The organism is Pseudochelatococcus sp. G4_1912 (genome assembly GCF_047501465.1).
Classification (GTDB): domain Bacteria; phylum Pseudomonadota; class Alphaproteobacteria; order Rhizobiales; family Beijerinckiaceae; genus Pseudochelatococcus.
This window is the reverse complement of sequence record NZ_JAZDRL010000001.1, coordinates 1,065,493-1,080,297: the sequence shown is the minus strand read 5'-3', so window position 1 is coordinate 1,080,297 and position 14,805 is coordinate 1,065,493. Positions and strand designations below refer to the sequence as shown.

13 protein-coding genes and 1 pseudogene are annotated in these 14,805 nt (G+C 53.7%); 7 read left to right on the top strand and 7 right to left on the bottom strand.

What is annotated here, in order from left to right; all coding sequences use genetic code 11:
* Positions 1–213: 213 nt before the first annotated feature.
* A pseudogene (locus tag VRZ32_RS04940) lies at positions 214–941 on the top strand (IS5 family transposase); the annotation flags it as partial.
* 140 nt (positions 942–1,081) lie between these two features.
* Here VRZ32_RS04940 and VRZ32_RS04935 read toward each other — a convergent pair.
* Together VRZ32_RS04935 and VRZ32_RS04930 are read right to left on the bottom strand one after the other, a co-directional pair.
* Positions 1,082–1,651 carry a helix-turn-helix domain-containing protein gene (locus VRZ32_RS04935; protein WP_414524583.1) on the bottom strand — a complete coding sequence of 190 codons (570 nt, stop codon included), beginning with the start codon at positions 1,649–1,651 and terminating at the stop codon, positions 1,082–1,084.
* 279 nt (positions 1,652–1,930) lie between these two features.
* Positions 1,931–2,281 (bottom strand): hypothetical protein, encoded by a 351-nt coding sequence (locus VRZ32_RS04930; RefSeq protein ID WP_414524582.1) that lies wholly within the window; start codon positions 2,279–2,281, stop codon positions 1,931–1,933.
* Between the two features lie 688 nt (positions 2,282–2,969).
* Between VRZ32_RS04930 and VRZ32_RS04925 the strand changes: the two genes are divergently transcribed.
* The 3 genes from VRZ32_RS04925 to VRZ32_RS04915 all read left to right on the top strand — a co-directional run bounded on the left by VRZ32_RS04925 (position 2,970) and on the right by VRZ32_RS04915 (position 6,624).
* On the top strand, positions 2,970–4,883 hold the full coding sequence (locus tag VRZ32_RS04925) for a type I secretion system permease/ATPase (protein WP_414524581.1): 1,914 nt from the start codon (positions 2,970–2,972) through the stop codon (positions 4,881–4,883).
* Positions 4,884–4,945: 62 nt separating this feature from the next.
* The gene (locus VRZ32_RS04920; RefSeq protein ID WP_414524580.1) at positions 4,946–6,253 is read left to right on the top strand and encodes an HlyD family type I secretion periplasmic adaptor subunit; all 1,308 of its coding nucleotides are present in this window, start codon (positions 4,946–4,948) and stop codon (positions 6,251–6,253) included.
* Between the two features lie 8 nt (positions 6,254–6,261).
* Entirely contained in the window at positions 6,262–6,624 is a 363-nt protein-coding gene (locus tag VRZ32_RS04915; protein ID WP_414524579.1) for an antibiotic biosynthesis monooxygenase family protein, read from the top strand.
* On the opposite strand, the gene VRZ32_RS04910 is transcribed toward VRZ32_RS04915, so the two are convergent.
* The 3 genes from VRZ32_RS04910 to VRZ32_RS04900 form a co-directional block, all read right to left on the bottom strand.
* Positions 6,609–6,848 (bottom strand): sulfurtransferase TusA family protein, encoded by a 240-nt coding sequence (locus VRZ32_RS04910; protein WP_414524578.1) that lies wholly within the window; start codon positions 6,846–6,848, stop codon positions 6,609–6,611. The two genes, VRZ32_RS04915 and VRZ32_RS04910, sit on opposite strands and share 16 nt — an antisense overlap.
* 13 nt (positions 6,849–6,861) lie before the next feature.
* Positions 6,862–8,370 carry an anthranilate synthase component I gene (gene trpE, locus VRZ32_RS04905; RefSeq protein ID WP_414525043.1) on the bottom strand — a complete coding sequence of 503 codons (1,509 nt, stop codon included), beginning with the start codon at positions 8,368–8,370 and terminating at the stop codon, positions 6,862–6,864.
* Positions 8,371–8,452: 82 nt separating this feature from the next.
* Entirely contained in the window at positions 8,453–10,399 is a 1,947-nt protein-coding gene (locus tag VRZ32_RS04900; protein ID WP_414524577.1) for a SurA N-terminal domain-containing protein, read from the bottom strand.
* Between the two features lie 477 nt (positions 10,400–10,876).
* Between VRZ32_RS04900 and VRZ32_RS04895 the strand changes: the two genes are divergently transcribed.
* The 3 genes from VRZ32_RS04895 (at position 10,877) to arfB (ending at position 12,515) form a co-directional block, all read left to right on the top strand.
* A complete protein-coding gene (locus VRZ32_RS04895) occupies positions 10,877–11,128 on the top strand; it encodes a hypothetical protein (RefSeq protein ID WP_414524576.1) in 252 nt (83 codons plus the stop codon).
* A gap of 207 nt (positions 11,129–11,335) precedes the next feature.
* On the top strand, positions 11,336–11,917 hold the full coding sequence (locus VRZ32_RS04890; protein WP_414524575.1) for an invasion associated locus B family protein: 582 nt from the start codon (positions 11,336–11,338) through the stop codon (positions 11,915–11,917).
* 175 nt (positions 11,918–12,092) lie between these two features.
* Positions 12,093–12,515, top strand: a complete 423-nt coding sequence (arfB, locus tag VRZ32_RS04885) for an alternative ribosome rescue aminoacyl-tRNA hydrolase ArfB (RefSeq protein WP_414524574.1) — start codon at positions 12,093–12,095, stop codon at positions 12,513–12,515.
* Between the two features lie 76 nt (positions 12,516–12,591).
* Here arfB and VRZ32_RS04880 read toward each other — a convergent pair whose 3' ends face one another.
* Together VRZ32_RS04880 and epmA are read right to left on the bottom strand one after the other, a co-directional pair.
* The gene (locus tag VRZ32_RS04880; RefSeq protein ID WP_414524573.1) at positions 12,592–13,662 is read right to left on the bottom strand and encodes a lysine-2,3-aminomutase-like protein; all 1,071 of its coding nucleotides are present in this window, start codon (positions 13,660–13,662) and stop codon (positions 12,592–12,594) included.
* The gene (gene epmA, locus VRZ32_RS04875; RefSeq protein ID WP_414525042.1) at positions 13,659–14,723 is read right to left on the bottom strand and encodes an EF-P lysine aminoacylase EpmA; all 1,065 of its coding nucleotides are present in this window, start codon (positions 14,721–14,723) and stop codon (positions 13,659–13,661) included. The genes VRZ32_RS04880 and epmA overlap by 4 nt, the downstream gene beginning before the upstream one ends.
* Positions 14,724–14,805 lie beyond the last annotated feature (82 nt).

Genomic DNA, 14,805 nt, shown 5'->3' with positions numbered 1-14,805 from the left:
ATGAGTTGTTTTATTTGAGAAATATGATTAAATTTCGTTTATACATTGATGGTAGCGAGTGCTAACCACGAGCTTTGGAAAGAACATTTCATAAAATATAGGTTAAGCCTTCAAATTAACGAATATTTATAAGTGTTTTGATTCACTCCCATCATCGCTTTAATTTTGAGGTTTCTGATGGGTGGATATCCTTTTTATATCAATGACATTGCCTGGTCCAAATTGCAGGATTTGTTGCCGAAGGTGAAGCGGGGACGGCGGCGTGTAAATGATCGGCGGGTCGTATCGGGGATTGTTTATGTTCTTCAGTCGGGTGTGATGTGGCGGCAGGCTCCGGCGATTTACGGACCACACAAAACACTTTACACGCGCTATCAACGCTGGAACGCTCAGGGCGTCTGGACGCGTATTTTTCAGGCTTTATCCGAAAAAGACGCGCAAGATGAGACACTTATGATAGATTCGACCACGATACGGGTACAGCGTTCGGCTCTTGGCGCCCAAAAAAAGGATGTCCTGCCACAGGTCGATCTTGCGGCGGTTGGACGAGTAAAATCCACCTGGCCTGTAACGGGCGCGGCAAACCCGTCGCATGGTTGATCACGGGTGGCAACATTCACGATGTTTGCCTCGCCCCGCTGCTGATCAACGCCTGCAATCATCCAAATTTACGCCAGATACTGGCGGATACAGGCTATGTTTCCAAAGACATCCGCGCCTGCGTTGAAGCCGCAAACATCACATATTGTGTGCCAGACCGAAAAAATGCAAAAGTCAAAAATACAATTGATACAGAGCTTTATAAAAAAAGATGGAGGGTGGAGGCATGCTTTGCCAAACTCAAAAACTGGCGCCGCATCGCTACACGATATGACAAATCAGCTCAATCGTTCCTCAACGCCGTAACAATCGCTATCTTATTCTCGTATTACTTAATTTGAATCCTCAGCCTAATTATCAACTTTGGTCAATCATTTTTTGGATCAAATTAAGCTAACGCTTCAGAAAAAAGGGAGGCGGCCCCATCTGCCATAGATGGACGATAGGGCGCATGATGACATTGTGTTTTAGTATGAGGCGGTTAGTCGTCTGCTTCACCGTAAAGGGGGGCTTTGTCTATGGATGCGCCAGTTTCCAGGTTGTTTTTGCGGAACCTGTCTTCTCCATCTGATGCGCGGCGAGTGGTTTCAGACTTTTCATTAGCGGCGCGTGTCAAGCGGGAGAGGCGTTCACGTGCTTGCTCAAGCTCCATGGTCTGCTTACCCAGAAGGCGCTGCAAATCTCGCACCTGTTCTTGCAATTGAAGGTTTTCGGCCCCCAGTGCATTGCTTGCCATATCGCTATTGCCTGTCGAGTTGGATGTATCTCCAAACAGGATGCAGAACGTTACTGGATCATAATAACGTAGAATCTCGCGCACAAATTCTGAAAGAGATAACCCGATCGCACCTGCCCAGGATTCATATCTATCTGGCGGAATTCGGCCGTGTCCCGTCTCTATTTGGGAGATAAAGGTATAATACTCAACCCCGAGAATATCCGCTAATTGCCGTTGGGAGAGCCCCGCGCTTTCACGCTTTTCTTTCAGCCAGCGTCCCCCGATGCGACGCAGCTCTTTTGTGTCTTGAGTCTGCTTTTGATTTGTGTACATCCACGCCTCATAATAAAAACATGAATTTATAAAATACGATTTCTACAAACCACTTTAATGGTTGTAATTTCATACTTTATAACATGTCGTACCATGCTTATCTTCTTGCTGTGATCAACGCTTGTATGTGCTGATCAGGTTAGAAGGTGACAGGCATATTCTTTTATTTTCAACACATTACCGCATTTTTCCCTTAACGACAAGTCACCAATGGTTAAGCTGTAGCTTGCGCTGTCATGATGCGGGTAGGGTTGGTTTCAAGATTTATCAAGTTTAAGCTTAATCTTGAGGGCTCTGGGAGGAAATATAATGAGAAGGCTTTGTGAGGCGCTGGACTGTTTCTATCGCTAATGTCTGTAAATCAAGCGCGTGGAGCGAGCCGGATAATGCAGGCGCGATGGCGGTGTAGGAATTATTGAGGCGCATAAGGTGCAAAATGAGGTCGCCATCGCATTCATTGATAAAAACAAACCATGGGTCGCCTTCGTCAGTGACGCCCCATCCTGCTTCAACAATAAATCCTGCATCCGTTAAGCGCTTTATGGTGCGTTGAAGTTCTGTGAATTCGGTGGCGCTCCAGCCCGAATTGCCAGATTGGGTTGGCAGGTGAGAGGCAACGTTGCTGCTCATGTCACTCTCCAGTTATCTGTCCTGCTTCCACATGTTGAACAAACAGATTTTTCGCGAACAAGAGATAAGCGTTGCTGTAAAACCTAAAATTGAGATTTTTAAGTGTTATTGATTGCTTGAGGCTTAGGAAATATACAGGTATCATTATTCATAAAATAAACGTTATTATTATTAAAATTCCATAAATATATATTTTATTCAATTATTTTTCATTAAAAAATTATTTTAATGAAATTTATTTTTTGTAATAGCGAATCAAAATCAGTAATAAATCATATATCAATCAGTGATTGCGAATCTATAAGTTTTTTAAAAAATTTATTAAGTTATTTAAATTTAAATATAATTTGATTTTGGTTTTTGTATTTTATAATTGCTAAGTTTTATTGATGTTCGTGTTCATGGCAATTTATGCACTTGATTGTGGCTGTTGAATTATTAGCATATCATCGCGTGTGTGATGCACATCCGTGGTGCGCTTGAGGGAGCGTGCCGATAACACCGTAATTAAGGTGTTTGTGGGAACTCTGCTCTCTCTGGTTCGAACCGCGCGATGTAAGCGTTTGGTGCGTTGAGTTCATGGTTTAATGTAAATAAATAACGTTAAATCAATGTGTTAGTTGGTTTTTGCCTTTTGTGGCGGGGCCGTCTGACATGCGTGAATTCTGACAGCGGGAACCATTACAAAATGGCAGTCGATAACGCAAAACTACGAACCCCCACCGGAAATTGGCTGACGCAGACACGTGAGGTCGTGTCCTCATTCTTCGCCGCGCGTGAAAAGAGCAATGTCCCAGTTGAGGTCGCAACCAGCCCGCCGTTACAAAAGGGCATAAGCGCACTTGATGCCGCTCTGCGTGCTGCACGGCCTGCTATCTATACGGCGGTGTTTTTCAGCTTTTTCATTAACGTGCTTGCGCTCGTTGGGCCCTTGTACATGATGCAGGTGTATGATCGGGTGTTATCAAGCCGCAATGTCACCACGCTGCTGCTCCTGACGCTGATCGTGGCGATTCTTTACGCCACTTCTGCTGTGCTTGAGACCGTGCGGACTGGTCTTCTGGTGCGTGGCGGTATCGCCTTTGATGCCCAGGTGAAAACCGAGGCGTTCGATTCGGTGCAGCGTGCCACCATCCAGCAGCCTTCACAGGGGCATACGCAGGTCTTGCGCGATGTTGATACGGTGCGTGAGTTTTTTACCGGCGCAGGGATTATTGCTGGGTGCGATCTGCCTTGGGTACCGATTTATATCATCGTCGCATTCATGATGCACCCTTGGTATGGCATCTTCGCAATCGTCACCTGCCTGATTTCAGCAACCGTTGCTGTGGCCAATGATCGTGCAACGCGACCCGTGCTTGATAAGGCCAACAAGGCCTCGATTGCAGCCACCGGCAAGGCGGCAGCGACCTTTCGTAATGCTGAAGTGCTGCAGGCCATGGGGATGATCGGGCGGTTGCGTGGCAAGTGGGAAGAAAGCCGCTCGGCAGCACTCGGCTTTCAGGCGCAGGCATCGGATCGTGCCGGGTTTCTGATGGCGGCCAGCAAATTCAACCGCATGTTTTCGCAAAGCCTCATTCTGGGCATTGGCGCTTATCTGGCCATTCAACGCGAAATTACCCCCGGCATGATGATTGCGGCCTCGATCATCGTGGGGCGATGCACCCAGCCGATAGAGATGGCTATCAGTAACTGGAAGGGCTTTGTCGGCATGCGCGGTGCTTACAAGCGGGTGCAAGCCTTGCTGCTGGCCGTGCCCCCCGGCCCAAACCGCATGCGTTTACCAAGCGCCAAGGGCCAACTTGTGGTGGAGGGGCTGGTTGTCCGCGCGCCCGGGCGTGAGATGCCGGTTTTAAAAGGGGTGGCATTTGGTGTGCGTGAGGGGACGGTGCTGGGCGTGATTGGCCCAAGTGCCGCCGGAAAATCCAGTCTGGCAAGGGCCCTGGTGGGGGTATGGCCTGCCGTTGGTGGAGCGGTGCGGCTTGATGGGTCGGACCTCAAGCATTGGGACCCGGAGCAGCTGGGGCAATCCTTGGGCTATCTGCCGCAGGACGTCGAGCTGTTCGGCGGCACCATCGCCGATAACATTGCTCGCTTTGATCAGCCGGATGACGGCAAGATTGTGCAGGCGGCGATCATGTCAGGCGTGCATGAAATGATCCAGCATCTGCCGCAAGGCTACAACACGCAGATTGGTGAAGGTGGCCAGGCGCTTTCTGGCGGGCAGCGTCAACGCATAGGGCTTGCGCGTGCCATCTATGGCCTACCGGCGATGATTGTGCTGGATGAGCCGAACGCTAATCTCGATGCTGCCGGCGAACAAGCGCTGATGAACACGATCCGTGCGCTGAAAGACGCCAAACGAACGGTAGTGCTCGTCACCCACAAAACAAACATCCTGACACTTTGTGATGCCATTTTGATGATTGCTGATGGCGCCGTGCAGGCATTTGGAGAGCGTGATGAAGTGCTTGCACGTGTGATGGGGCCGCGGGTTGTCACGCAGCCGACGGCCGGGGTGCAAACGGTCGATGCCAGCACGAAGCCATCAGATAAACCTCAGAACGAACAGACCAGCAGTCCGGGGCATGCAACGGCATAACCTGATTTTTCTGTAAATAACCAATTATCGGTCCGGTTTCGGCATGGCGGGGGATCGCAAGCATGAATGATGAAGCTCCCAAAGTCACAAGCGATTATCGGCCCGTTGCGCGGGTTGGTTACGCTGTTGTGGCATTAACGTTTGGCCTGCTTGGTGGATGGGCAGCGCTGGCCAATATCGATAGCGCTGTGGTGGCAAACGGCATTGTCTCTGTTGAAAGTAAGCGCAAGGCCGTGCAACATCTCGAGGGCGGTATTGTGCGCGAGATCAATGTTGCCAACGGTGATCGGGTGAAGCAGGGGCAAGTGCTGTTTCGCATGGATTCAACCAATTCGGATGCCAGCTATGCCACAACGCGCCATCAGCTTGATTCAGCGCTGGCGCTTGAGGCACGCCTTGTGGCCGAGCGCGATCCCAACCAGCAGATTGCTATTCCGGTTGAGCTGATGAGGCGGTCCAGCGATCCTGAAGTCAAACGCATTATCGATGATCAGCAGGCGCAGTTTCGCGAGCGGCGGGGATCGCTCAATGGTCAGATTGGCGTGATGAAAAACCGTATCGCGCAGTACGGGGTAGAAATCGAGGGGCTTGAACGTGAACGCGATTCTGCCAAGCAGCAGCTGTTTTTTGTTGAGGATGAGCTGGTTGGCGTCAGTGCATTGGCGAAAAAGGGGCTGGTGTCGAAAACACGCGAATCCGCGTTGGAGCGTGAAAGAGCTCGCCTGGATGGCGTTATCGGTCGCAATCAGGCCGACACTGCTAAGGCGCAAAACGCTATCAATGAAATGGAGATGCAGATCAAGCAGGTGGAGCAACAGTTTCAGGAACAGGTGAGTGAACATCTGTCTGATGTACGCCTGAAGCTTGGCGATCTGCATGAGCGCCTTCACGTGGTGCAGGATGTGCTGAAGCGCGTTGACGTGCTCGCACCGCGCGCGGGCGTGGTGCATAACATGAAGGTGTTCACACTTGGCGGTGTTGTACGCCCTGGCGATACCCTGCTCGAAATTGTGCCTGAGGATGATGACCTCGTGGTTGAAGTGCATGTTGAGGTGACGGATGTTGATAGGGTGCATCCAGGCCTTGCGGCTGAAGTGCGCTTTCCGGCATTCCATTCCCGCACCACACCGTTGATAATGGGCACGCTGAAGGACATCTCCCGGGATCGTCTGACCGATGAGAACACGCGTCTGCCATACTTTCTGGCGCAGGTTGCGGTACGCGATACGGATGTGCCTGCCGATCTGAAGGAGCGCTTACGCCCTGGTATGCCAGCCGAGGTCGTCTTTCCAACCGGTGAGCGCTCAGTGCTTGACTATCTCACCCGCCCCCTTACAGAAGCGGTGACGACATCATTCCGCGAAAAATAGGGTGCAACATGTCCGGAGCCTATATTGCGATGAACCGCTTCAAGGTTCTCAAGGGATCGGAAGCAGCTTTCGAGCAGGTTTGGCTCTCACGCGAGGTGCATCTGCATAAGGTGCCGGGCTTTGTCAGCTTTCATCTGCTGCGTGGCCCGCAGATGGAGGAGTATTCGCTCTACTCCTCGCACACTGTATGGCGCTCGCGGGCTGATTTTGAGGGCTGGACGCGCTCGCAGGCATTTCGCGATAGCCATAAAAATGCAGGCGAGCATAAGCCGCTATATGCCGGGCATCCGCAATTCGAGGGGTTTGACGTGCTGCAGACCGTTTTGCAGGATGGCACCCGCATCATCACAGACGATCAGACGCCGGCCTGAGGTTTTGTCACGCGGATCGTGAACGTCATCACGCGGCCATCGCTATTGCTGGCTTCGAGGGTGTGACCGGTTTCGTATAGCAGATGCGGGATATCGAGGCCCGCAAGCGGATCGGTGCAGGTTACGATCAGCACTGTGCCGGGCTGCGCATGGGTAAGCGCCTTGCGCGTGCGCAACACCGGCAAAGGGCATTTCAGCCCGCGCAGATCAAGGTGTACCAGCATGACCAGTTTCCCATCATTGGCCACGTTTAGCGCTTGATGCAAAACGCACTGCCTCTTCAGCAGCGCGGAACTGCGCGCGGGCTTTATTGATGCATTCCTGCAATTCGCCCTCAGGATCGGAATCGTGCACAATCCCGGCACCTGCCTGCACTGACATCCGGCCATCCTTGATCACGGCTGTGCGCAACACGATGCAGGTATCCATCTCACCGCCAGCACCGAAATAGCCGATGCATCCGGCATAGGGGCCGCGTTTGTGCCGCTCTAGCTCGTCGATAATCTCCATCGCCCGCACTTTGGGGGCACCGGAAACCGTGCCCGCCGGAAAGCCTGCAGCCAAGGCATCAATCACGTCATATTGCGGATCAAGCTTGCCAACCACGTTGGAGACGATGTGCATCACCTGGCTGTAGTATTCCAGATAGAAGCTGTCTGTTACCTTCACGCTGCCGATGGTGGCCACACGTCCTACATCGTTGCGGCCAAGATCAAGCAACATCAGATGTTCGGATCGTTCTTTGGGATCGGCCAGCAGCTCAGCTGCAAGTGCTGCATCGGCACTGGGCGTTTCGCCGCGGCGTCTGGTGCCCGCGATGGGGCGGATCGTGACATCGCCGTCCGATACCTTCACAAGAATCTCGGGGCTGGAGCAGGCCACCTGAAAATCGTTGAAATCGAGGAACGCCAGATAGGGCGAAGGGTTAGAGCGCCGCAAGGCTCTATAGAGCGCCAGTGGCGGCAGTGAAAACGGTGCATCGAAGCGCTGCGATAGCACAACCTGGAAAATATCACCGGCTTTGATGTATTCCTTCGCCTTCGCAACCATTGCCCGGTATTCATCGGGCGAGGTGTTGGAGACGGGTTCAGGCACCGCGAGGCTATTCAGATCGATTGTCTGTTCAAGAGGCAGCGGGGCATCAAGCGCTGCAATTGCTTCATCCAGCCGTGCCAGCGCTGCTTCATGGGCCTGCCGTGCGCTGACGCCATCCTGGGGACGCACCGGCGTTACCAGCGAGAGCGCATCCGTAACGGAGTCGAACACGGCAATCAATGTAGGGCGCACCATCACAGCATCGGGCACGCCGAGCGCATCGGGTGGCGGTGAGGGCAGGCGCTCCATGTGCCGTACCATGTCATAGCCAAGATAGCCGAACACACCTGCTGCCATTGAGGGCAGGTTGTTTGGGAGGCTAAGACGGCTCTCATCCAGCAAGGCCCTTAGGCTGTCGAGCGGGGGGCGGGCGTCAGTGATTGTTTCTGCGCCATTACGCGTGATTTCCACTGCACCATCACGGCAACGCCAGATCACATCGGGGTTGAGACCGATGATCGAGTAGCGCCCACGGGCAGCGCCACCTTGCACCGATTCCAGCAGGAACGATGGCCCACGTGCAATCGCCCGCAGCTTGATGAAGGCCGCGACCGGTGTTGCGAGATCGGCAACCAGTGTGGTGGCGACAACGCAGGGCTCGCCTGCTTCATAGGCGCGCGCAAAAGCTTCAGAGAAATGCGTGTCGGACATCATGCCCCATGCTCAATTTTGAGAACGGGATGCATATGATGGCGCAACCCGCTCTCATTCCGTTATTAAAGTAAGCCAGATGTTATCCCCGGCTGCCTGAAATTGCAGCACGAAGAGCTTCTTCGTTGACGGTAGGGCGAAGCTCGTGCTGGCGCTTGGTGATGTATTCAGACAGCAGATCGTCTGCAATAGCAGTACGCAGCTGCTGCGCGATCATTCCAGCCTGTTCGGTGCTGGTTACGAACGCTGGCACTGTGACGCCAGTTACCTGGAATATCAAACGACCTTCCGGCGTTGCGACTGATCCCGCCTTGCCTTTATGAGTGGCGAAAATCTGCTGCACAGCAATGCTGGGGAGGCCATCGGTCTGGCCGTTACGTGTGATGTCGGTAGCTGTCAATGGTGCCGATGCGAACGATCCCTTGGGGAGAGACGCAACAACGGCAGCAAATGTCTCGCCCGCATCAAGCTTTGCCGTGAGTTCGCCAGCAACAGATGCAAGCTTGTCCGCCATTGCCTCCGTGCGCCAACGCGTGAGAGCATCTTCATGTGCTTCAGCAAAAGTGCGGTCGCGGTCAGGAGTGACATCAGTGACGTCGAACCAGACATAGCCAGTCCCGGTGCTTGTTGCCTGACGCAGGGGAGCGTTATCAGCGCCTACATCAGAAGCGAAGGCGGCAGCAATCAGTGCCTCGGCATCGGGCAGATCGCCAACAGGCTGGCCATCGCGGTTGCGGCCCGTGCGGTCAATCGCTGGCGCAGTCTCAAGTTTCAGGCCATTTTCTGCCGCAATATCAGTCAATGACTTCATTGCAGAACGACTATCTTCAATACGATCGTGCAATGCATTGATAGCAGCGTGTGCGCTCTCAGCTGCGATAGCAAGACGTACAGTCTGTTCCACTTCGCTGAATGTCTGCAGGGATGGCGGTGTAATCGACACCACACGCACGATCACCGAACCAAAGCGTCCGCTAACAGGCGCGCTGATACCAGGTTCTGTCAGCGCGAAAGCGGCATCAGCGACAGCGGCATCAAACACCGCGTTGCGTGCGACAAGGCCCAGGTCATAATCAGCCGCTGCAGTCTTGCGTTCAGCTGCTATGGCCTCAAACACTGCGCCTACCTCTTTGGGATCGGCAGTTGTCAGACGCTGATGGGCTTGTGCTGCTTCCGCTTCGTTGTTGAACACGAGTTGTTGCAGATGACGCGTTTCGGGTGTGCCGTAACGGGTGGTCTTGTCGGCTTCATACCGTGCAAGTGCCGCTTCGGGCGTTACGTTTTCAGGCTTTGCCAGCGTTTCCGGATCGATAGCCAGTATGGTTAGCGCGCGGAATTCCGGCATGCGGAACAGCGGCTTGCGCTCATTGAACCATGCTTCCAGCGTTGCATCATCGGGATCAGCAATGGTGCCTGCAGCCGTAGGGGTCAGCGTGGCGTATATTGCTGAGCGCCGCTCCGCGCCATAGCGATGAAAGGCTTCCTGCATATGCGAGGTGGGGGCGAGGTCGCCCGCGATGCTTTCTGCAATCTGGCGGCGTGGCAGTACAGCGCGCTGCTCGGCAACGAAAGACTTTTCGGTTATGCCAGCGTTCTGGAGAGCGGCATCAAAGGCTGCACGGTTGAATCGGCCATTGCTGTCGCGGAATTGCGGCTCACGCATGACGATGCTTACAATAGTCTCATCCGGCACTGCAAGGCGCAGCGTGTCAGTGCTGCTATCGAGCACGGCCTGCCCCACGAGCTGCCCCAGCACCTGCCGGTCCAGCCCCAGCGCCTGCGCTTGTTCGGGGCTGATGGTGGTGCGCAGTTGCCGTTGCAGGCTCTGGATATGGTTATTATACGCGTCGCGCATTTCCTGCGCGGTGATGTCGCGATCACCGATTATGGCGATGGTGTTGCTAACCGGATTGATGATCCAGTCAGCCACGCCCCAGATGGCGAATGAGAAGATGAGCAGGCTGAACAGTAATGTTGTCAGGGCCTTGCCGAACCAATTGCGGCTGGAATTACGGAAGATCTGAAGCATGGGTGTCTGCGAGGTCCGAAACAGGAATGCGGAAAGCCGGATTTGCGGCATGCTAATAAGAAACGTTGATAAAGCAGTGCGAAGCACTCTCCATCATCGCTAATGTATATAGAGCATGCCGATTTCAGGCGATAGCGATAAAGCATTGATAGCGATAAAGCGCAAACTCCAAAGCTGCAATGGCCAAAGCTGAACTACCTGTCATCATTTTGATCTCTGCGGCGAGACAATGCCCTGTATGCAGCCTAGCGAGGGCGGTGTTACCAGGCGCGAACCGGCAACTTCTTTGATAAAACTCTGATCTGGATGACCAGGAAACTGGTCAATGCACCATAAAGCGTATAATGGCGGAGATTGCTATAATACAGACCCCGTTTTGCATTTACGGGTATGCCAAAGTGTATGGCATGGCGTATCATGGATAGGATCAAGCCCTTCCCTGATATTGGGGTATTCGATGATAAAGGAATATAGTGAATGGTTCGCACAGTAATTGCCTTGGCTGCCTGCGTGGTGGCTTTTCCCGCTTTCGCAGCTGGCCCGTCGACTGCAGTTCATCGCAATGATGATAGCTTTTTGTATGCAGCTCCTGCACAGGGTGGACAGCGAGTGCCAAACTACGTTGCTGATTCACACCGTGGCCAGCCGCTGGATCACAATGACAGGCGTAAGTTTGAGCGGCCATCGTTATCGGGGGAGGCCCCCGGGCTGAAGCTGCAGCAACGCTAAATCTGACATAAAAGAGATGGATAAGCGCAGCATCACCTGTGTGAAGATTTTATTTGCCATTTTAAAGTGATTTTGCTTCGGATTTTTGTGATGTAGACTTCTTTTTTACGACGAATGTGTCATCGGCTGTGCTAAGAGTGCAGCTGAACAATCTGTTTGGTCGCATGAAGAACACAAGCAGAGTAATAAGGAAAAGAGGCTGGGCTCATGAAGAAGAATGTTGTTGCGATGGCAGTTGCTGGTATCTCGCTAGCGGCAGTGGCGGGCGCTGCTTTGGTGTTCCCGGGGTTCGGCGGCGAGGGTGCTGCCAAGGCACAGACCCAAACCCAGACAGCTCCGGCAAATGCGGAAGCGCAGCCACAGCGCATCGAAACCACAGTTCATGAGTCATGGACGGTGACCTGCCAGGATACGGCTGACAAGAAGAACACTTGCACTGCTGTTCTGCGCGTTGCTGATAACCAGAGCGGCAACGTTGTGCTGGTTTGGGCTATTGGCAAGGACATGTCTGGTAAGCTGACTGCTGTTATGCAGACACCAACCGGTGTTCAGCTGGCACCGGGTGTCATTCTGAAAGTTGGCAAGGGCGCAGATCGCAAGCTGACATACGCAACCTGCTCGCCACGCCAGTGCGATGCGACGGCGCCTTTTGATGCAGCGTTCCTCAAGGATGTGAATGCCGCTGAAGAAGCAACCGCAGTGATCACGCTGATCGATGGCCGTGCGGCTGAGTTCAAGTTCCCGCTTAAGGGTTCGGCATCAGCACTGAAGCTGGTAACGGCTTCCTGATCGAACATCTTTGACTAAAACAGCAGGGCGGCCTCCGGCAACGGGGCCGTCCTGTTTGTTTTTGTCGTGATATGATAAAGCAAGATGACTTACCGCAACTTGTGTTGAATTTGATGCTCAAATTAAATGCAAACTGCTTTATTTATACGAGCGGCCGCCTTGTGAGAGGTTCAAGATGATCCCGATCACGCATTTCATTGCGCTTGATGATGACGAGATCGAGGAGAGCTTCATTGCAGCCTCCGGCCCTGGAGGGCAGAATGTTAATAAGGTCGCGACTGCCGTGCAATTACGGTTCAATGCGCGCCAATCTCCCAATCTGCCTGAAGACGTGCGAATGAGGTTGATGGAACAGGCCGGCCAGAGGCTTACACGTGATGGGGTGATTGTGATCACCGCGCGCAGTTTCCGCACGCAAGAGCGCAACCGTGCCGATGCCTTGCAACGCCTCAAGGACATGATCAAACAGGCAGCGCACAGGCAGGCTATCCGGCGGCCCACACGCCCGACAAAAGCCTCCAACCGCAGAAGACTTGAAGGCAAGTCGCATCGGGCTGGGATTAAAGCGATGCGCGGATCCAAGCCATCTACCGATTGAAGAGCATTAAAGCAGTTTGCGTTCAATTTATAGAGATCACGATGTCATGCGCGCCAAACCAGAAAGTGAATGCTGCTTACTTTTCTGGAGGATAGCGGTGGGTGTTGCCGCGAAAATCTGTTACGTGCCACGCGTTATCATCAGATAAGGGCGTGATATCGCAAGGGGTGAGGCGCGCTTTGCCGTGACCGCCGGGAATATCAAGCACATATGTGGGCTGACATAAGCCCGAATAATGCCCGCGCAGGGCATGCATCAGCTTCTGGCCCTCATCTATGCCAGTGCGGAAATGACCCGTGCCCGGTGCTAGATCGCCATGATGCAGATAATAGGGCTTGATGCGATTTTCGACGAACGTGCGCATCAGCGAACCAAGCGTTTCGGCGTTATCATTCACGCCGCGCAGCAGGACAGATTGGCTTAGCATCACGATGCCATTATCGATCAATCGTGCGCATGCGGTTTGCGCTTCGGGTCCCAATTCCCGTGGATGGTTGGCATGCAGCACAACATAAACCGCCTTGCCGGGTACCTTGATGGCATCGACCAGTGCCTGTGAAATGCGTTCCGGCGCAACGACTGGCACGCGTGTATGCCAACGCAGAACCTTGACGTGATCAATAGCAGCGAGCCGCTCCACGATCTCTTTGAGACGCCGCGGCGCAAGGATCAATGGATCGCCGCCCGTGATCACAACTTCCCAGATTTCAGGATGGTCAGCGATATAAGTTATGGCAGCATCGAGCACTTCGGAAGAAAGGGCGCTCGCCTGTCCAGGGCCGACCATCTCGCGACGGAAGCAAAAACGGCAGTAAACCGGGCAAACATGCACCAGCTTCAGCAACACCCGATCAGGGTAGCGATGTACTATGCCCTCAACTGGAGAGTGGGCGTGATCACCAATGGGATCTTCGCGCTCTTGAGGTGTTTGCTCCAGCTCACGTGCATCTGGCACAAACTGACGGGCGATGGGGTCATCGGGATTGTCACAGGCCATTATCTCGGTCATCGCTGGCGTGATGGCGATGGCATAGCGGGCTGCCACCTGCTCAATCGCGCTGCGTTGCTGTTCGCTAATAAGACCTGTTATTGCGAGATCGTCCGCATTGCGTAAAGTCGTGCGCGACGATGTTTTAGGCGTTGTCATGTGGAGGCGCCCGGGATGATGAGAGGTGCCCATAGCACATCCTCAATGCGATGCGCATCGGTGGCGAGCATGATGAGGCGGTCGAGACCAAGGGCAATGCCGCTCGTAGGGGGCATGGCGGGGAGGAGGGCGAGCAGAGCCTCATCGAGCGGGTAGCGCTCGTTGTAGATGCGTTCCTTTTCGTCCATCTCAAGCATGAAACGACGGCGTTGTTCGGCGGGATCTGTTAATTCGCCAAAGCCATTAGCGAGTTCTACGCCGCAGACAAACAGCTCAAATCGTTCAGAAAGGCGCGGATCAGCAGGATTGCGCCGCGCTAACGCTGCTTCGTGTGCCGGGTAGGCATCCAGAATGGTTCCGCGTCCTTCTCCAAGAAAAGGCTCAATCTTCTGGTTCAACACGTGGCTGAAAACATCCGACCATGTGTCATCGGCAATGATCCGAACGCCGGCATCGCTTGCGGCTTTTGCCAGCGCATCACGATCTGGCGGCGCTAGCGGATCGTCTGGAATTGTTGCGAGCAGGTCAATTCCGACATAGTGCTGAAAGGCATCCGCGACTGAAATGCGCTCAAGCTCAAGAAACGGATCGGCCTCTTTCCCCCGATAGCGCAACTTCGTTACGCCTGCAGTCGTTGCGGCTTCGCGCAGGAGAGCGGCGCAATCAGCCATCAGCGTTTCATAGCCCGCGTGGGCGCGGTACCATTCAACCAGCGTGAATTCTGGATGATGCAGGGGGCTGCGCTCGCGATTGCGGTATACCCGCGCGAAGTTGACGATGCGCGATTCGCCTGCCGCCATCAGTTTTTTGCAGGCAAATTCTGGCGAGGTGTGCAAGTAAAGCGGGCGCTGACTGAGGTCATTATCAAGAAAATGCGTGGTGAACGCATGCAGGTGCGCCTCGTTGCCGGGCGATGCCTGTAGTGCGGGGGTTTCTACCTCGATGAAGTCTTCATTGGCAAAGAATGCGCGCAGGTTTGCTGTGATGCGTTGGCGCATCAACAGCCGTGGACGGCGATGCTGATGAGCATCACTGGAGAAAAACGCGCGTGAATCGGCTATAAAATCGGTTTCGGCCATCAATTTTTGCACTCGGGCATCTGGCTATTACTGGCAGGATGAGTAAGGTGTCGCGCAACTGCCG